Genomic DNA, 16,649 nt, shown 5'->3' with positions numbered 1-16,649 from the left:
GCCCGCCGGACGTGCCGACCGCGAGTCAGGCCATCCCCTCGAAGGTGGCGTCCGCGGACGTGCGCCCCTCGTTGAACGAGAGCACCGTCGCGCGGATCACGTCGCCCTCGCTCACGTCGCCGGGGATCTCCTCCGCGAAGATCACGAACCCCTCCACCTTGCCGACCGCGACCTCGCTGCCCGAGTGGTGGTCGGTGATCTCCGTGACGCCGAACTCGACCGTCTCGCCGAGTTCCACGGGCGGCTCCCGCTTTTGTGCTGCCTTGTGTGCGCGCGCCGACTCGCTGGCTCCGCTCGACCGGCGCCGCCACAGCAGTAACGCCAGCAGAGCGACGAGAGCCACACCTCCGGCCGCGGCGAGGTAGATCGTCTGCATACTCGGCCCCTCGGTGCGTCCCCATTTATAAGTAAAGGGGAGCGACCGCGCGGCCGTCACTGCCCCCCGCTACACGAGGTGCTCGGTCACGTCCTCGACCTCGTGGCGGCAGAAGGGACAGCGGTACGTCGTCGCGAACCCGCTCGACTGGGCGACGGTGTTCGTCTCGAGCTCGTGCATGGCGATCCGACGCTCGCAGTCGGGACACAGAACCTTCGGCACGGTCGTGATACGCGTTCACACGACAATAAATCGCCCGGTGTCGGCGGGATACGCGGGGGTCCCGACGCGGCGGTCGCTCCGGGTCGTCGGCGTCACTCCAGCCGGCTACGGACGGTTCCGGCGGCTGCGACGACCGCGTGGTGGATCGTGACGAGCAGGACGACCGCAGCGACGATGACCGCGGCGGCCCGCGGCGTCGACAGCAGGCCGAGCGAGACGATGAGCGTCGTCGCGCAGGCGGGCGCGTGGTTGGCGTCGGTAGCGATCATCGCCCAGGTGGTCAGCGCGATGGAGACGACACCGGAGGCGGCCAGCCGGAGCCCCGCGGGCGAGAACGGCGGTGTGGACGCGGTGAGCGTGACGCCCTCCGCGATGAACGAGTACGCCAGCAACCCCGCAGCCGCGCCGATGAGGTGGCTCCAGACGACTCGATAGCTCCGGGCGCGGTCGGCCCGTCGATCGAACGCGAGGAGGTACGCCGACGGGCCCAAACTCGGGAAGACGAACGCCTGTCCCGTCGCCCATGCGACCAGCCCGAGCACGGTGAAAAGCAGGCTCGCGTACAGGCTCGTGTAGACGCGGCGCCTGACCATGCCTGCCCCTGACGTTCACGGGAGAAAAGGCTCACCGATCCGGGCGTCCCTTCCACGGGATCGGGTCCGAGCGGCGCGCTCGCGGGACATGCGGCGCTGTCGCGGACGCGGTGCTGTCGCGGTCGTAGTGCCGTTGCGGTGCTGTCGCCGCCGCGGCGAGTCCGTGTCGGCCGGCTGGGGCGTTCCGGGGAACCCCCCGACCGCCCGCTCAGTCGCCCGCTCGTGCCCGCGACCGGGCCTGGTCGACGGTGGCTCCCTCGCGGACGAGCGCGTCGACGAACAGCTCGCCGGCCTTGTACGAGGAGCGGACCATCGGCCCCGAGGCGCAGTAGAGGAAGCCGAGCTCCTCCTCGGCGACGCGTTCCCAGGTGTCGAAGACGTCGGGGTGGACGTACTCGAACACGTCGAGGTGCGAGCGGGACGGCTGGAGGTACTGGCCGAACGTGACGATGTCGACGCCGACCTCGCGGAGGTCCCGCATCGTCCGGTACACCTCGTGGTCGTACTCGCCGAGGCCGAGCATGACGCTCGTCTTCGTGTAGATGTCGGACTCGCGGTCGACCTGGTCGAGCACCGCCATCGTCTGCTCGTAGCCCGCGCGGCGGTCCCGGACCGGCCACTGGAGGCGCTCGACCGTCTCGACGTTGTGAGCGATCACGTCCGGTTCCGCGTCGATGATCCGGCGGACCGCCTCGGGGTCGCCGCCGAAGTCGGGGATCAGTACCTCGACGAGGATCTCCGGGTCGCGCTCCTTGATCGCGCGGATCGTCTCCGCGAAGTGGGCCGAGCCGCCGTCCGCGAGGTCGTCGCGGTCGACGGAGGTTAACACGACGTACTCCAGTCCGATCTCCGCGACCGCGTCCGCGACGTTTTCGGGTTCGTCGGGGTCTAACGCCTCCATCCCGCCGGTCTCCACGTCACAGAAGTTGCACCCGCGCGAGCAGCGGTCGCCCATCAGCATGAACGTCGCCGTTCCCGGTCCCGAACCGGGGCCGTCGCGGCCGGACCAGCACTCCCCGAGGTTCGGACAGTTGGCCTCTTCACAGACCGTGTTGAGGTTCCGGTCGCGGAGCGTCGACTTGATCTCGGCGAACCGCCGGCCCGAGGGCGGTCGCATCTTGAGCCAGTCGGGCTTCCGCCGCCTGCTGCTCATGTCTCACCCTTCGCCGCCGGGGGCAAAAACGTGCGGATCCGTCGGATCGTGTGCCCCCGGCGCGTGAGCGCTCACCACTCCCGTCGTGGTCGGTCCCGTCAGTCGTCCGCCGGCGCGGTCGTTCCGGTGTACACCACGTCGGGGATCGTGATCCCTGTCGCGGCGATGCCGAACAGCACCAGCGGCGAGAGGAAGCCGAAGAAGTAGAACGGGGCGTACTCCAGCGTCGGCACGCCCGTCACGCCCGCCATGTAGACGGCGCCGGCGTGCCACGGGAACAGCGCGCCGGTGGGCGTCCCGGCCGCCTCGACCGCCCGCGAGAGCTGGTCGCTGTCGAGCCCGAACTCGTCGTACGCGTTCCGCAGCGTCACGCCCGGCAGGACGATGCTCATGTACTGCTGGGCGGTGAGCGCGTTGATCGCGATGGCCGAGAACCCGGTCCCGGCCACGAGCGCGCCGGGGCTGCGGATCCCCTGCACGAGACCGTGCGAGAGCACCGCGAGGACGCCGGTCCGTTCGAGCAGGCCGCCGAGCGACAGCGCCGCGACGACGACGGTGATCGTCCACGCGGAGCCGGTGAGCCCGCCGGAGGCGAGCAGCTCGTTCACCAGCTCGGAGCCGGACTCGGGCGCGGTGCCGTACATGAAGACCTCCCAGGCGGGGACGAAGCCGGCGCCCTGAAGGAGGATCGTGGTCAGAACGCCCGCGAACGCGCCCGCCACGAGCGTCGGGAGCGCGGGGTACCCTCGCAGCGCGAGGCCGAACGTAACCAGAAGCGGCAGGAACACGAGCACCGAAACCTCGTAGGTGCCCGCGAGCGCCGTCTGGATCGCGGCGACCTGCCCCTCGGGGATGGCGCCGGCCGCGCGGAGGCCGAGGACCGCGAAGGCCGCGACCGCGATCCCGAACGCCAGCAGCGTCCCCGCCTGCATGCGGTCGATGTGGTCGTAGAGGTCGGTGTTGGTGACGCCGGCCGCGAGGTTGGTCGTGTCCGAGAGCGGCGACTGCTTGTCGCCCGCGTACGCCCCGGAGATGACCGCGCCGACCGTCATCGGCGCGGGGACGCCGAGCCCGGTCCCGATACCGACGAACGCCACGCCGAGGGTCCCGACCGTCGTCCACGAGGAGCCGATGGCGAACGCCACGACGCCAGCCAGCAGCGCGGCCGCGGGCAGGAACGTCCGCGGCGTGAGGATCGACAGCCCGTAGTACATCAGGCCGGGGATCGTCCCCGCGGAGATCCACGTCGCGATCAGCGCGTAGATCGTGAAGATGATCAGGAGCGCCTGCAGCCCCATCAGGAGGCCGTTCGCGACGCCCTCGAACAGCTCCTCCCACTCGTAGCCGGCGTACAGCCCGACGCCGCCGACGAAGACGATACTCCACAGCAGCGGCACGTGCGGGTCCAACCCCAGCACGGCCGACCCGATCCCGAGGAACGCGACCACCGCGAGCACCGGGACCAGCGCCAGCCGGAACGACGGCCGGCGGTCCGGGTCGATGTCCTCGTAGGTGGTCGGCGTGAACTCGCGTGTCATCGACCGCATATATGCCATTGGCGCATAAGTATTCGTTGAATCATGCGCGTAGGGCATGACTCGCGGTAACGGAACCCACGGGACCGACGGTCACGCGGCGAGTGCGTTCGCCCGTCGAACGCGGCGCTCGGTTCCGAGAAGCCGCGCGGGCCCCAAACGGACGGTCTTATACGCGGCGGCCGTCAAAACCGGGCAACATGATATTTGAGGACCTCCCCACGACCCCTCGTTCGGAGGAACTCCTCGACAAGGCCTTCTCGCGGGCGGCCCGGGCCGGGCACGCCAAGAGCGGCCACGAGGCGCAGCTGTCGATGCTCACCACCGCCGCGAACATCCTCTCGGACAACCTCCAGAACGTGTCCACGTCGTGGCCGGACTTCGAGTACGACGTCGACCCGTTCTACTACGAGCTGGCCGACGCCATCGTCGACGTCGACCGCCTCCGCCAGGCGCTCTCGGAGGTGACGTGGGCGGGGCGACAGATCGCGGAGATCCGCAGCGAGTACCAGTCGAAGATCAACGACTCGAACCTCGAGGTCGCGCGCAAACACCGCAAGCAGGCGTTCGCGCGCATGGCGGACATCATGGACGAGATCGAGGACGACCTCCGCGCGGTCGGGGACGCCCGCGACGACCTGAAGGGACTCCCCGAGATCAACGTCGACGAGCCGGCCATCGTCGTCGCCGGCTACCCGAACGTGGGGAAGTCCTCGTTCGTCAACACCGTCACCCGCGCGTCCAACGAGATCGCGGAGTACCCCTTCACGACCAAGGGCGTCCAGATCGGACACTTCGAGCGCGACCACATCCGCTACCAGATCATCGACACGCCGGGCGTGCTCGACCGGCCGGTCGAGGACCGCAACGACATCGAGCGGCAGGCGGTCTCCGCGCTGGAACACCTCGCCGACTGCGTGCTGTTCGTGCTCGACGCCTCCGGCGACTGCGGCTACCCCATCGAGTCGCAGCTCGAGCTCCTCGCGGAGGTCGAGGAGCTGTTCGGGGACGCCGTGCCCGTCATCACGGTCTGTAACAAGAGCGACCGCTCGACGGACGTCGAGGCGGACCACTACATGAGCGTCGCCGAGGGCGAGAACGTCGAGGCCGTCCTCGACGCCGCGGTCGAGGCGGTCGGCTTCGAGCCGGACCTCCCCTCGCGCGAGGACGCCTGAGCCGCTCCCCGACTCGCGAGCGGGAGCGTTCACCGCACCCAACAGAAATACCGAGCGTTCGGCACCGGCTGCCCGTTCAGTGATCGGCAACAACCCTGATTTCAGTGATCGGCAACAACCCTGATAGCGGTCGGCGCGCGCGAGCAACGCGCGCGAGGGAGGCGGCGGCGCGGCCGCCTGCGGTGCGGTGCTGTTCCGCGGCCGCGCCGCCGCCGAGGTTGGGGAGGTGCGAGGCTGTGGTGCGGTCGCGGGGTGGGACTGAAAGGGGCAGCCGGCTCGATCCCGCCCCGGCGCCTCAAGCACCGCAGCGGGCTGTGCGGAGAGCGAGGAGCGCAGAGCGTGCCGCGGCCGGTCGAGCGGGCTGGGGCTTTCTGGGTGTTGCCGTCCCGATCAGCAGGATCAACAGGGATCGCAGAAACGTCGTACGGAGAGCGGGCTGGGGCTTTCTGGACGTTGCTGCCCCCAGCAGCAGCATCTCCAACAGACACAGAAAAATCGTCGTACAGAGAGCCGGCGAGAGCGCTCGAACCGCAAACCCGCCACACGAGCCGACCGTCCCCGTTACCGTTCCTTTTGAGCCTGCCGAGAACGCCGCCGGATCAGTATCAGTCCCCGTCCGGCCGCTTCAGCGACAGCACCGTGCGGTCGAACTCGCAGACGAGGGTGTCCTCCTCGCCGTCCTCCACGCGGAACGCCTCGACGTGCATCGTGACGACGCCGCGCTCGCCGTCGCTGGTCTCCCGCTTGTCGGTCACCGTCGACTGCGCGCGGATGGTGTCGCCGTGGAAGACGGGGTTCGGGTGCTCCACCGCGTCGTACGAGAGGTTGGCGACGATGGTGCCGTCCGTCGTCTCGGGGATGGAGACGCCGACCGCGAGCGACATGGTGTAGAGCCCGTTGACCAACCGCTCGCCGAACTGCGTGTCGGCCGCGAACTCGGCGTCGAGGTGGAGCGGCTGCTGGTTCATCGTCATGTCGCAGAACTGCTGGTTGTCCGCCTCGCTCACCGTGCGCCGTCGCGCGTGCTCGATCGTCTCCCCGACCGTGAACTCCTCGTAGTAGCGTCCGCTCATGCCCGGCAGGTCCCCCGAGCGGACCAAATGTCTGTCGCCTCCGCGGGCCCGAAACGTGCGAGGGCCATCGGGACCGCGACCGCTCGCGGCCGCGCGCGCCGCGGTTCGACCTTTTTTGTCGTCTCGCGCGACAGACAGGGTATGGCCAGACGAAGCCTGCTGTTCTCACCCGGCGACAGTCCCGACCTGATGCGGAAGGCGCCCGCCGCGGGCGCGGACGTGATCTGCTTCGACCTGGAGGACGCGGTCGCGCCGACGCGAAAGGACGAGGCGCGCGCGGCCGTCCGCGAGGTGCTCGCCGCGCCCGACTTCGATCCCGACGCCGAGGTTTGCGTCCGGCTGACCGCCGAGGAGCCGGCGCGGGACCTCGACGCGCTCGTGGGCACGGAGTCGACGGCCGACGAAGCTGCGCCCCCCGACCGCGAACTCCGGCTCGACGCGGTGATGCTCCCGAAGGTGGAGACCGCCGAGCGCGTCGACGACGCGGCCGCCCTCTGTGCCGAGCGGGACCTCGACCCCGCGGTGTTCGCGCTGTTGGAGACGGCCGCGGGCGTGCTCCACGCGGAGGCGATCGCGGCCGCGGACGCCACCGCGGCGGTCGTCTTCGGCGCGGAGGACCTCGCGGCCGACGTGGGCGCGACGCGGACCGACGAGGGAACCGAGGTGCTGTACGCCCGCCAGCACGTGCTGCTCGCGGCCAGCGCCGCGGGCGTCGACGCCATCGACACCGTGTTCACGGATTTCTCCGACGAGGCGGGGCTCCGCGAGGAGACACGGTTCGCGGTCGAGCTGGGGTACGACGGCAAGCTGGCGATCCACCCGGCTCAGGTGACGCCGATCAACGAGGCGTTCACGCCCGACCCGGAGCGCGTCGCGTGGGCCGAGCGCGTCCTCGACGCCCGCGAGGAGGCGGCCGCCGAAGGGAAGGGCGTCTTCGAGGTCGACGGCGAGATGATCGACGCGCCCCTCATCGCGCAGGCGGAGCGCGTTCTGGAGAGCGCTCGCGCCGCGGGACTGCGCTGATCCCCGCCGGCGGCGCACGGATACCGAGGAGACCACGCTGGACGCAGATATTGCGGCGAGTGCGACGCTGAGACGACACAGTTAACTCCGCGGCAAAAGCCGATTTCGGTATGTCGGACCAAGCCAATCCGTTCGAGAGTCTGCAGGAGCAGATCGCGGACGCGGCCGCGTATCTCGACGCCGACGAGGGGGTCATCGAGCGCCTGAGCAACCCCGAGCGGGTCCTCGAGACGAACCTCACCGTCGAGCGCGACGACGGGTCGCTGGAGACGGTTCGCGCCTACCGAGCGCAGTTCAACGGCGACCGCGGGCCGTACAAGGGGGGCATCCGGTACCACCCGGGCGTCACGCGCGACGAGGTGAAGGCGCTCTCGGGCTGGATGGTGTACAAGTGCGCGGTCGTGGACATCCCCTACGGCGGCGGGAAGGGGGGGATCGAGATCGACCCCGACGACTACTCCGAGGCGGAGCTGGAGCGGTTGACGCGCGCCTACGCGACCGAACTCCGGCCGATGATCGGTGAGGACCGGGACATCCCCGCGCCGGACGTCAACACCGGCCAGCGGGAGATGAACTGGATCAAGGACACCTACGAGACGCTCGAGAACACCACGGCGCCTGGCGTCATCACGGGGAAGGCGCCCGGATCGGGCGGCTCCGCGGGCCGCGTCGAGGCGACCGGTCGGTCGGTGATGCTCGCGGCCCGCGAGGTGTTCGACTGGATCGGCGAGCAGATCGAGGGCGCGACCGTCGCGGTACAGGGGTACGGCAACGCCGGCTCGGTCGCGGCGAAACTGCTGGAGGACGTGGGCGCGAACGTCGTCGCGGTCTCCGACTCCTCCGGCGGGATCTACGATCCCCGCGGCCTCGACACGCGCGCCGTGAAGGCGCACAAAGGTGAGACCGGCTCCGTCGCCGACTACGGCGACACCGAGGCGATCAGCAACGAGGAGCTGCTGACGCTCGACGTAGACCTGCTGGTCCCCGCGGCGCTGGAGAACGCGGTCGACGCCGACCTCGCCGAGCGCGTGGAGGCGGACGTTGTCGTCGAGGCCGCGAACGGACCGCTGACGCCGGACGCCGACGACGTGCTCGCCGAGCGCGACGTCTGGGTCGTGCCGGACGTGCTGGCGAACGCCGGCGGCGTCACCGTCTCGTACTTCGAGTGGGTCCAGAACAGACAGCGCTTCTCGTGGACCGAGGACCGCGTCAACTCGGAGCTGAAGCGGGTCATCTCGGACGGGTTCGACGGACTGGTCGACGCCTACGAGGAGTACGACCTCCCGAACCTCCGGACGGCCGCGTACGTCGTCGCCATCGAGCGCGTGGTCGACGCCTACGAGCAGGGCGGCAACTGGCCCTGATAGGCGAAACGGCTCTCTCGGGGGTTACTCCGCCTCGGCCGTCTCGGACAGTCGCGCGGCGAGATACGCCGCGATCGGCTCGTCCTCCTCCTCGACGAACCGCGCGACCTCCTCGCCGTCGCGCTCCACGACGACGGTGGGGATCAGCTCGATGCCGTACTCCTCGACGCCGGGGCCGGCCTTTCCCTCCGGGGTCTTCTCGACCGGGTGGTGTTCGATGCGCTCCTCGGGCACGCCCGCGGCCTCGAGCGCGGCCGCGAACTGCGGGAGCTGCTGGCGACAGTCGATACACCAGTCGCCGCCCCACACCTTGAACACGTACTCCTCGGCCGCGAGCGCGTCGAGGACGCCCTCCTGTCCGGCCGCGTCCCACGACTCGCTCGGCTGAAGCGTCTGCAGGCTCATGTCGGCGAGTACGCGGCCGACCCTCAAAAGGAACGCGGCGCCGGCGAACCCGGCAGTCCCGGCGAATCCGGGCCGGTGTGAGCCGGTCTATCGGGGGTCGCCACGGACCGACCGCGGGCGGGTCTCCCACGCGTTTGCCGCGGTCCGGTGGGCGTTTACGTCGCGGCGGCGAACGGTGAACCGATGAACGACGACATCCTGGACAGCCTCGGCTCGCCGCTGGTCCGGGTCGGGTCGCCTGCGGGAACGACGGTCGCGGCGAAGGTCGAGTCGCGCAACCCCGGCGGCTCGGCGAAGGACCGCCCGGCGACGTACATGATCGAGGCCGCCGAGGAGGCCGGCGATCTCCGTCCGGGCGACGCCATCGTGGAGGCCACCTCCGGCAACACCGGCATCGGGATCGCGATGGCCGGCGCCGCGAAGGGCTACGACGTGATCATCGTGATGCCGGCCTCGAAGTCGCCCGAGCGCCGCCGGATCATGCGCGCGTACGGCGCCGACATCGAGCTCGTGGAGGGAGACATCTCGGACGCGCGAACTCGGGCCGACGAGATCGAGTCGGAGCGGGGCGCGGTCCAGCTCCACCAGTTCGAGAACCCCGCGAACCCCCGCGCCCACTACGAGACGACCGCCGCGGAGCTACTGGAGCAGGTCGGCGACCGGACGGTGGACGCGCTCGTCGCCGGCGTCGGCACCGGCGGCACGCTCACCGGCGTCGGGCGCCGACTCCGCGAGGCGTTCCCCGACGTGCGCATCGACGCCGTCGAGCCGGCCGAGAGCGCGGTGCTGGCCGGCGAGGAGCCGACCGGCGACGAGTTCCAGGGGATGGGGCCGGGGTTCGTCTCGCCGAACCTGGACGTGGAGCTGATCGACGAGCTACACGCCGTGACGGTCGACGAGGCCGAGGCCGAGTGCCGCCGGCTCGCCCGCGAGGAGGGGATCCTCGTCGGGCAGTCCTCCGGCGCCTCGAACCTCGCCGCGACGGCGGTCGCCGAGGACCTCCGCGAGGAGGGCCGATACGCCGGCGACGAGCCGCTCGTTGTGACGGTGTTCTGGGACAGCGGCGAGCGCTACATGTCGACCGGGATGTTCGACTGACCGCTCGGATAAACCGCACTCTCGGGGGCAAAGCGCCGTCCCGGACGCCTCACTCGCCGCGGTCGAGGTACTCCTGCTGGACGGCCACGACCTCGGCGGAGTCCTCGCACTCGGCGTACCGGCGAAGGGGCTCCTCGTTCAACTCGAGGAACGTCTCGCCCCACGTGAACTTCGCGAGGACCCGCTCGGCGTGGTCGCGCTCGCCGAAGATGCAGAGCGCGGCCGCGAGCGCCTCGACCGTCGTGAGCCGCATCGGGCGCCCGAAGTTGACCGGGTTCGCGGCGACGAGGTACGGCAGCGCGCGGTGCTCGCCCGGCATCGAGAACCGCTTCTCGCCCGCGGACTCCCACGAGCAGTCGAGCGCGACGAGGACTCCCTCGCCGGCGTCGGCGTCCGCGGGCGAGAGCGCCCGCTCGGCGTGCGGGTTCAGGACGACGCCGTAGGGGGTCGCACGGTCCGACCGGTGGAGGGTCGCCAGGTCGAAGCGCGCCAGCTTGCGCGCCGTGCACTTGTCGGGGTCGTCGTCGCCCTCGTACCGGACGTGAAGCTCCACGCTTCCGGATGGGCGACTCGGGGTGAAAAGTCGACCGCTCCGATCAGCGGCCGAACCGGCGCTGGCGGTTCTGGAAGTCGAGGACGGCCCGCAGGTAGTCCCGCTTCCGGAAGTCCCGCCAGTTCACGTCCGTGAAGTAGAGCTCCGAGTAGACCGACTGCCAGATGGCGAAGTCGGAGAGGCGCTCGGCGCCGGTCTTTATCACCAGGTCCGGCTCCGCGGGGAAGACGAGCCGGTCGGAGATCTCCGCCTCGTCGACGGCGTCGGGGGACAGATCACCGGCCGCCACGTCCTCGGCGATCGACTGCACCGCGGCCGCGAACTCCCGCTTGCCGCCGAGCCCGATGCTGATCCGGATCGGCGCGTCGGCGCGCTCGGTGTCGTCGGGCGCGCGGACCGCGACTTCGCGGGGCGCGTCGACCCCGCGGAGCTCGCGTTCGAGCGTCGGGACGACCGCCTCGTCGAGGACCGAGACCATCACCGTCACGCGCTCGGCCCCGTACTCGACGGCCCATCGGAGCGCGTCCGAGAGCGTCTCGTAGGCGCCCTGTTCGAGCAGGTCGCGCTCGGTGATCACCACCGCGACGTGGGCCGGCGGGGCGGCGTCGTGGAACCGGTGGCGGAGGGCGAGGTACGCGTCGTAAATTCCCACGCTCGACTCGTGGCGACCCCGGGCCAAAAGTTCGCGGGTCCGGTCCGGATCCCGGAGTTCGCGAGTCCGGTCCTGATCCCGGCGTCGGCGTCCGTCCGCCGGATCCGGGCGGCCGCACGGAGTGTGCGGTTCGGGACCGTTAAGTGCGCGTCGGGGGAATCCCGGGGTGTGAATCGGAGGACACGGCGCGCCGCGGCGTTCGCGGCGGTGTCGCTGCTCGCGCTCGCCGCCCCCCTTTTGGGTCCGGCGACCCCCGCCCCGTTCGCGGCCGTGGCCGTCCTCGCGGCGTTCGCGGTCCGCGAGGGTCGGCTGTTTGAGCTGTTCGCGCGCCCCGGCGACCGCCGGGACCGCCGGCTCAACGGGCTGGCGGGCTTCGCGCTCGGCGCGACCGGGCTCGCGGTGTTCGCGAGCATCCCGGCCGTCTCGCTCTCGCCCTCGGTGTTCGCGGCCGCCGTGCTCATCGTCGGGGTCGGCAACCTCGGGACGCAGGCGTCCCGCGAGTACACCGACGAGGGGTTCCTCCACGCGACCGGCTTCGTGCTGCTCGGGTCGCTCGGTGGCCTCCTCGCGCTCGTCGTCGTCTCCGCGGGGGCGGGCGAGGCGGTCCGGCTGCCGGCGTTCGTCTTCCTCGCCACCTCGGGAGCGCTCGCGGCCGCGCTGCTGCGGAGCGTCCTGCTGGAGCAGGACGACCCCGTCGTGATGGTCTCCGTGGGGCTGCTCTGCTGGCTGTTCGCGGCGCTCGTCGGCGACGTGACGCTCGCGAGGATCGGCGTCGCGCTGGCGGTCACGGCCGCGCTCGGCTACGTCTCCTACGCGCTCGGCACCGCCTCGGTCGCGGGGATGCTCACCGGCGTGCTGCTCGGCCTCGTCACCATCGTGCTCGGCGGGTTCGGCTGGTTCGCGGCGCTTATCGCCTTCTACGCGGTGGGCGGGCTCGCCTCCAAGTTCCGCTTCGAGGAGAAGGCCGAGCGCGGCGTCGCACAGGAGAACGAGGGTGCCCGCGGCACGGGCAACGTGCTGGCCAACTCCGCGGTCGCGCTCGTCGCCGTGGTGGGCTACGCCGCGACCGACCACGCGGCGATGCCCGCCGACCCCTTCGTCTTCGCGTTCGCGGGCGCGGTCGCGACCGCGATGGCGGACACCCTCTCCTCGGAGATCGGCGGCCTCTTCGACAACCCTCGGCTCGTCACCACGCTCGAACGCGTGCCGCCGGGGACCGACGGCGCGATCACCCTGCAGGGCGAACTCGCGGGCATCGCCGGCGCCGGGCTCGTCGGCGCGCTCGCCGCGATAGGGATGCCCGTCGGCGACCCCCTGGTCGGCGGCGGAGTCGTCGTGGGGGCCGGCTTCGCGGGGATGACCGTCGACAGCCTTCTCGGCGCGCTTGTCGAGGGCGACCGGATCGGCAACCAGACCGTCAACTTCCTCGCGACGCTCTCGGGGGCGCTCGTCGCGGTCGCCCTCGCGTTCGGGGTGATGCTGTCGTGACCGCCGCGGAGGCGACCGCGGACCCGCGCGTCAGACACGCCCGGCCGGCAGAAGCCGCGGCGGTCGAACGCCTCCAGACGCACCTTCGGGACCCCAGCCCGGACCTGCTGGCGTACGGGCTCGCGATGGGCGACGTGCTCGTCTCGGTCGCGGGGAGGGAATCCGCCGGGGCCACCGACGCCGACGCCGGGGCGGGACCCGACACGCCCGTCGGCTACTTGTTGCCCGTCAACGGTCCGGACGCGCTCCACATCGGCGAGATCGCGATCGCACCTGACTTCCGGCGACAGGGTCGGGCCCGCGGTCTGCTCGAAACCGCGATAGCCGCGGCGGCCGGTCCCGTCACGCTCCTGGTCGCTCCGGAGAACGAAGCGGCGCGGGCGCTCTACGAGGGGTCGGGCTTCGAGATCGCGGGGCGTCGCGCGGACGCGTACCCGGACGGCGACGCGCTGCTGTACCGGATCGACGAAGAGTAAGCCCTCAGGCGGCCTCGGCGCGGAGGTCGCCCGAGGTCCGGACGCGCGTCCCGACCGGCTTCTTGACGAAGTCGCCGGTCGCGGTGCCGAACAGCTCCGAGACCCCGCGCTGTGCCGCCACGTCGAGCAGGCGCTGGCTCACGGTGCCGTCCAGCACCACGGTGTGGGGCGGCTCCGCGGCGTCGGCGACCGCATCGAAGGCGTCCTCGGCGTCTACCTCCGCCAGCACGCCTCCGTCGGCGTCGAGGAGCCGTGCGCGGCCGCTTCCCGAGTCGACCACCTCCTGTACGTGCTCCTCGAAGGAGCGCGCGCCGTCGTCGGCCGATCCGGTCGCGGCAGGCGTCTCGGTGCTCTCGGACTCGCCCGCCGTGGACCGCTCTTCCTCCCGATCGGTCGCGTCGGGTTCGACTGCGTCGCCTTCGGTCGCGTCGTCTTCGGTCGCACCGCCTTCGGTCGCCTCGGAGTCGCTCGCCGCCGATCCCTCGGCGTTCCGCTCGTCAGCATCCCGTTCCTCGGCGCGGCGGTCGTCGTCGCTCCGTTCGTCGGCATCGTGGGCCGCGTGCTGATCGTTCGCCGACGCTCCGTCCCCGCGCTCCTCGGTGGCCCCCGCGTCCGACCCGTCGGCCGCCGAACCGCCGTCGTCCGCCTCGATGGCGGCCTCGCGCAGGTTCGGCTCGTCGGCGACGGTCGCGTACGGCACCTTCGCGCGGAGCGCCTCCAGCACCTCGCCGCGGTCCAGGTCCTCGACGGACCGGCCCGCCGGCGCGAACGCGGCGTAGTCCACGTCGCCGACCTGTCCCAGCTCGCGGAGGATCAGCTCGCCGCCGCGGTCCCCGTCGAGGAACGCGGTGACGGTGCGGTCCGCGGTCAGGTCCGAGACCGCGTCCGGGACGTTCGTCCCTTCGACGGCGACCGCGTTCTTGATGCCGGCGTCGAGCAGGGCCGAGACGTCCGCGCGCCCCTCGACGACGATGACCGCGTCGGAGTCGCCGACCCGCGGGCCCGCGGGCAGGCCCTCGTACTCGGTGACGCCCTCGACGCGTGCGGCGTCGCGGACCTCCTCCAGCACGTCGTCGCTGGACAGCGAGGTCTCCTCGAAGCCCGACGCGAGCAGCTCCTTCGCGCGGTCGACGACCTCGCGGCGCTTGGCCGCGCGGACGTCCTCGATGCTCGTCACCTCGACGGAGGCCTCGCAGGGGCCGATCCGCGTGATCGTCTCGAGGGCGGCGCCGAGGATGGCGGTCTCGACCTTCTCGAGGCTCGAGGCGACGGTGAGCTCTCCGAACGACTGTCCGTTCTCCGATTCGATCGCAACGTCGATCCGGCCGACTTTGTCCGACTGCTGGAGGTCGCGCAGGTCCAACTCGTCGCCGAGCAGGCCTTCGGTCTGTCCGAAGACCGCGCCGACCACGTCGGACCGCTCGACCACCCCGTCGGCCGCGATGGTCGCGTGAATGAGATATTTTGCTGTGTCTTCCATGTGAGATTCCCTTCCGGGGCGTGTTGATGATGATGAATGGCGGCCGTGCCGCCACCTCGTAAAGTTGGTCCGAGCCGGGGAAATAGCTATCGTGTCGGCCACCGATCGCCCCGTCCGAAGAAAAAATTTCTTCGAATGAGCTATTCGGTGGACTTCAGCAGAATTTATTACTGGTTGGTGTGTTTCCCGTCGACGATGGCAGATCTGAATCGAGATCTCGTCTGGATTCCGACGTTCGCGGTGCTGATCGTCTTCGCGGTGCCCTGGTTCCTCTGGGGGGTCGACCGCGTGGTCGCCGGCCTCCCGGTGTGGGTCTGGTGGCACGTCGGCTGGATGTGTCTGTGTGCGGTCCTGTTCGCGCGGTTCGCCGGGGGCGCGTGGGACCGCGGGATGACCGTGGACTTCGGACCGACCGCGGGCGCGGACGGGGACGGGGGGTCCGGCGCGGAGGCGCCCGCCTCCGGAGGGGGGCGGACCGGCGACCGCGGCGGTGACCGACCGGACGGGGGTGAGCGCGCGTGAGCCTCGCGGTGCAACTCGGCGTCGTCGTCGGCTACCTGCTGGTGGCGCTCGCGGTCGGGCTCGCCGCCTACCGCGTCGCGGAGTCGACGGCCGCCGACTACTACCTCGCGGGGCGGTCGCTCGGGACCGTGGTGCTGCTGTTCACCACGTTCGCGACGCTGTTGTCGGCGTTCACCTTCTTCGGCGGGCCGGACCTCGCGTACGCGGCCGGGCCGGAGTGGATCCTCGTGATGGGCGTCATGGACGGCGTCCTGTTCGCGGTGCTGTGGTACGTCATCGGCTACCGCCAGTGGCTGATCGGGCGAGCGCAGGGCTACCTCACGCTCGGCGAACTGCTCGGGGACCGGTTCGGCTCGGCGGGGCTCCGCGCGCTCGTCGCGGGCGTGAGCCTGCTGTGGCTGTTCCCGTACGTGATGCTCCAGCAGATGGGCGCCGGCGAGGCCATCGCCGGACTCACCGGCGGCGCGATTCCCTACTGGGGCGGCGCGGCGCTGATCACCGCGTTCATGGTCGCGTACGTCGGTATCGCGGGGATGCGAGGCGTCGCGTGGACCGACACGATCCAGGGGCTGTTCATGCTCTCGGTCGTCTGGGTCGCGGTCGTCTGGGTGCTTTCTTCGGTCGGCGGCCTCGGCGCCGCGACGGGCGCGATGGTCGAGGCCCGGCCCGACTTCGCGAGCCTCGGCGGCGGCACGTACACGCCGGGGTTCATCGTCTCCTCGGCGATCACCATCGCGTTCGGCGTGACGATGTTCCCGCAGATCAACCAGCGGTTCTTCGTCGCGGGGTCCGAGCGCGTGCTGAAGCGGTCGTTCGCGCTGTGGCCGGTCCTCGTGCTGCTGCTCTTCGTCCCCGCGTTCATGCTCGGCGCGTGGGCCGCCGGGCTTCCCGTCGAGGTGCCCGAGGGCGCGAACGTGCTCCCGGTGCTGTTGAACGCGTACACCCCGACGTGGTTCGCGGCGCTGGTGGTCGCGGGCGCGATGGCCGCGATGATGTCCTCCTCCGACTCGATGCTGCTGTCCGGGTCGTCGTACCTCACGCGGGACCTCTACCGGCCGCTGGTGGACCCGGCCGCGAGCGAGCGGCGCGAGGCGTGGGTCGCCCGGGTCGGCGTCGCCCTCTTCGCGACGCTGGCGTTCCTCGCGAGCCTCACGCGCCCCGGCACGCTCGTGGAGGTCGGCGACACCGCCTTCTCCGGGTTCGCGCTTCTTGCCCCGCCGGTCATCCTCGCCCTCTACTGGCGCGGCGCGACCCTGTGGGGGATGGTCGCCGGCATCGTCGTCCCGCAGGTCGCGTATCTCCTGCTCGTTCTCGTCCCCGCGCTCCCCCGGAGCTACGCCGGGTGGGACTACGCGCTCGCGCTGATGGTTCTGGCCGCGGCCCTCACGGTCGCCGTCTCGGCGGTCACGACCGCGTCGCCGACCGCCGACCCGCGGCGGGTCGGGCTGGGCGCGGACTGAG

The 16,649-nt window shown here is 71.1% G+C and carries 18 protein-coding genes; 8 read left to right on the top strand and 10 right to left on the bottom strand.

Going from position 1 to position 16,649, the window contains the following annotated elements:
- Positions 1-25: 25 nt before the first annotated feature.
- From ACZ432_RS05495 to arcD, 5 genes are all read right to left on the bottom strand, one after another.
- On the bottom strand, positions 26-376 hold the full coding sequence (locus ACZ432_RS05495; RefSeq protein ID WP_426962833.1) for a hypothetical protein: 351 nt from the start codon (positions 374-376) through the stop codon (positions 26-28).
- Between the two features lie 69 nt (positions 377-445).
- Complete coding sequence (locus tag ACZ432_RS05490) at positions 446-598, bottom strand: hypothetical protein (RefSeq protein ID WP_426962834.1); 153 nt, start codon at positions 596-598, stop codon at positions 446-448.
- Between the two features lie 92 nt (positions 599-690).
- On the bottom strand, positions 691-1,191 hold the full coding sequence (locus ACZ432_RS05485; RefSeq protein WP_426962835.1) for an HPP family protein: 501 nt from the start codon (positions 1,189-1,191) through the stop codon (positions 691-693).
- A 208-nt stretch (positions 1,192-1,399) separates the two neighbouring features.
- Positions 1,400-2,344 carry a lipoyl synthase gene (gene lipA / locus ACZ432_RS05480; RefSeq protein WP_426962836.1) on the bottom strand — a complete coding sequence of 315 codons (945 nt, stop codon included), beginning with the start codon at positions 2,342-2,344 and terminating at the stop codon, positions 1,400-1,402.
- 98 nt (positions 2,345-2,442) lie between these two features.
- Positions 2,443-3,882: an arginine/ornithine antiporter ArcD gene (arcD, locus tag ACZ432_RS05475; protein ID WP_426962837.1), complete on the bottom strand. Its 1,440-nt coding sequence runs from the start codon at positions 3,880-3,882 to the stop codon at positions 2,443-2,445.
- Positions 3,883-4,079: 197 nt separating this feature from the next.
- Here arcD and ACZ432_RS05470 point away from each other — a divergent pair, with 197 nt between their 5' ends.
- Positions 4,080-5,054: an NOG1 family protein gene (locus ACZ432_RS05470; RefSeq protein ID WP_426962838.1), complete on the top strand. Its 975-nt coding sequence runs from the start codon at positions 4,080-4,082 to the stop codon at positions 5,052-5,054.
- A 605-nt stretch (positions 5,055-5,659) separates the two neighbouring features.
- Here ACZ432_RS05470 and ACZ432_RS05465 read toward each other — a convergent pair.
- Entirely contained in the window at positions 5,660-6,127 is a 468-nt protein-coding gene (locus ACZ432_RS05465; RefSeq protein ID WP_058366214.1) for a MaoC family dehydratase, read from the bottom strand.
- Positions 6,128-6,268: 141 nt separating this feature from the next.
- Between ACZ432_RS05465 and ACZ432_RS05460 the strand changes: the two genes are divergently transcribed.
- Both ACZ432_RS05460 and ACZ432_RS05455 read left to right on the top strand, forming a co-directional pair.
- Complete coding sequence (locus ACZ432_RS05460) at positions 6,269-7,150, top strand: HpcH/HpaI aldolase/citrate lyase family protein (RefSeq protein ID WP_426962839.1); 882 nt, start codon at positions 6,269-6,271, stop codon at positions 7,148-7,150.
- Between the two features lie 110 nt (positions 7,151-7,260).
- Positions 7,261-8,514 carry a Glu/Leu/Phe/Val family dehydrogenase gene (locus ACZ432_RS05455; RefSeq protein ID WP_058366216.1) on the top strand — a complete coding sequence of 418 codons (1,254 nt, stop codon included), beginning with the start codon at positions 7,261-7,263 and terminating at the stop codon, positions 8,512-8,514.
- Positions 8,515-8,538: 24 nt separating this feature from the next.
- On the opposite strand, the gene ACZ432_RS05450 is transcribed toward ACZ432_RS05455, so the two are convergent.
- Positions 8,539-8,919: a TlpA family protein disulfide reductase gene (locus ACZ432_RS05450; protein ID WP_058366217.1), complete on the bottom strand. Its 381-nt coding sequence runs from the start codon at positions 8,917-8,919 to the stop codon at positions 8,539-8,541.
- Between the two features lie 183 nt (positions 8,920-9,102).
- Here ACZ432_RS05450 and ACZ432_RS05445 point away from each other — a divergent pair, with 183 nt between their 5' ends.
- The gene (locus ACZ432_RS05445) at positions 9,103-10,017 is read left to right on the top strand and encodes a PLP-dependent cysteine synthase family protein (RefSeq protein WP_426962840.1); all 915 of its coding nucleotides are present in this window, start codon (positions 9,103-9,105) and stop codon (positions 10,015-10,017) included.
- Positions 10,018-10,066: 49 nt separating this feature from the next.
- Here ACZ432_RS05445 and ACZ432_RS05440 read toward each other — a convergent pair whose 3' ends face one another.
- Entirely contained in the window at positions 10,067-10,570 is a 504-nt protein-coding gene (locus tag ACZ432_RS05440) for a DUF367 family protein (RefSeq protein ID WP_426962841.1), read from the bottom strand.
- 43 nt (positions 10,571-10,613) lie between these two features.
- Positions 10,614-11,222, bottom strand: coding sequence for an undecaprenyl diphosphate synthase family protein (locus tag ACZ432_RS05435; RefSeq protein WP_426962842.1), 609 nt, complete (start codon positions 11,220-11,222; stop codon positions 10,614-10,616).
- Between the two features lie 168 nt (positions 11,223-11,390).
- Between ACZ432_RS05435 and ACZ432_RS05430 the strand changes: the two genes are divergently transcribed.
- Both ACZ432_RS05430 and ACZ432_RS05425 read left to right on the top strand, forming a co-directional pair.
- Positions 11,391-12,710, top strand: a complete 1,320-nt coding sequence (locus ACZ432_RS05430) for a DUF92 domain-containing protein (protein ID WP_426962843.1) — start codon at positions 11,391-11,393, stop codon at positions 12,708-12,710.
- Complete coding sequence (locus tag ACZ432_RS05425) at positions 12,707-13,186, top strand: GNAT family N-acetyltransferase (RefSeq protein WP_426962844.1); 480 nt, start codon at positions 12,707-12,709, stop codon at positions 13,184-13,186. Before ACZ432_RS05430 ends, ACZ432_RS05425 begins: the two co-directional genes overlap by 4 nt.
- A 4-nt stretch (positions 13,187-13,190) precedes the next feature.
- Here the strand turns inward: ACZ432_RS05425 and dnaG are convergent, their stop codons facing one another.
- Positions 13,191-14,666, bottom strand: coding sequence for a DNA primase DnaG (gene dnaG / locus ACZ432_RS05420; protein ID WP_426962845.1), 1,476 nt, complete (start codon positions 14,664-14,666; stop codon positions 13,191-13,193).
- A gap of 195 nt (positions 14,667-14,861) precedes the next feature.
- Here dnaG and ACZ432_RS05415 point away from each other — a divergent pair, with 195 nt between their 5' ends.
- A complete protein-coding gene (locus tag ACZ432_RS05415) occupies positions 14,862-15,188 on the top strand; it encodes a DUF3311 domain-containing protein (RefSeq protein WP_426962846.1) in 327 nt (108 codons plus the stop codon).
- Positions 15,185-16,648: a sodium:solute symporter family protein gene (locus ACZ432_RS05410; protein ID WP_426962847.1), complete on the top strand. Its 1,464-nt coding sequence runs from the start codon at positions 15,185-15,187 to the stop codon at positions 16,646-16,648. Before ACZ432_RS05415 ends, ACZ432_RS05410 begins: the two co-directional genes overlap by 4 nt.
- The last annotated feature ends 1 nt before the right edge of the window (position 16,649 follow it).

It is taken from the genome of Haloparvum alkalitolerans, assembly GCF_055381565.1.
This window is presented reverse-complemented; position numbering and strand designations above follow the sequence as displayed.

What these genes read in the sequence shown, in the direction of transcription:
- ACZ432_RS05460 (WP_426962839.1), top strand. Translation starts at nt 6,269, where the DNA reads ATGGCCAGACGAAGCCTGCTGTTCTCACCCGGCGACAGTCCCGACCTG.
- ACZ432_RS05455 (WP_058366216.1), top strand. Translation starts at nt 7,261, where the DNA reads ATGTCGGACCAAGCCAATCCGTTCGAGAGTCTGCAGGAGCAGATCGCG.
- ACZ432_RS05495 (WP_426962833.1), bottom strand. Translation starts at nt 376, where the DNA reads ATGCAGACGATCTACCTCGCCGCGGCCGGAGGTGTGGCTCTCGTCGCT.
- dnaG (WP_426962845.1), bottom strand. Translation starts at nt 14,666, where the DNA reads ATGGAAGACACAGCAAAATATCTCATTCACGCGACCATCGCGGCCGAC.
- ACZ432_RS05465 (WP_058366214.1), bottom strand. Translation starts at nt 6,127, where the DNA reads ATGAGCGGACGCTACTACGAGGAGTTCACGGTCGGGGAGACGATCGAG.
- ACZ432_RS05445 (WP_426962840.1), top strand. Translation starts at nt 9,103, where the DNA reads ATGAACGACGACATCCTGGACAGCCTCGGCTCGCCGCTGGTCCGGGTC.
- lipA (WP_426962836.1), bottom strand. Translation starts at nt 2,344, where the DNA reads ATGAGCAGCAGGCGGCGGAAGCCCGACTGGCTCAAGATGCGACCGCCC.
- ACZ432_RS05450 (WP_058366217.1), bottom strand. Translation starts at nt 8,919, where the DNA reads ATGAGCCTGCAGACGCTTCAGCCGAGCGAGTCGTGGGACGCGGCCGGA.
- ACZ432_RS05415 (WP_426962846.1), top strand. Translation starts at nt 14,862, where the DNA reads ATGGCAGATCTGAATCGAGATCTCGTCTGGATTCCGACGTTCGCGGTG.
- ACZ432_RS05470 (WP_426962838.1), top strand. Translation starts at nt 4,080, where the DNA reads ATGATATTTGAGGACCTCCCCACGACCCCTCGTTCGGAGGAACTCCTC.
- arcD (WP_426962837.1), bottom strand. Translation starts at nt 3,882, where the DNA reads ATGACACGCGAGTTCACGCCGACCACCTACGAGGACATCGACCCGGAC.
- ACZ432_RS05485 (WP_426962835.1), bottom strand. Translation starts at nt 1,191, where the DNA reads ATGGTCAGGCGCCGCGTCTACACGAGCCTGTACGCGAGCCTGCTTTTC.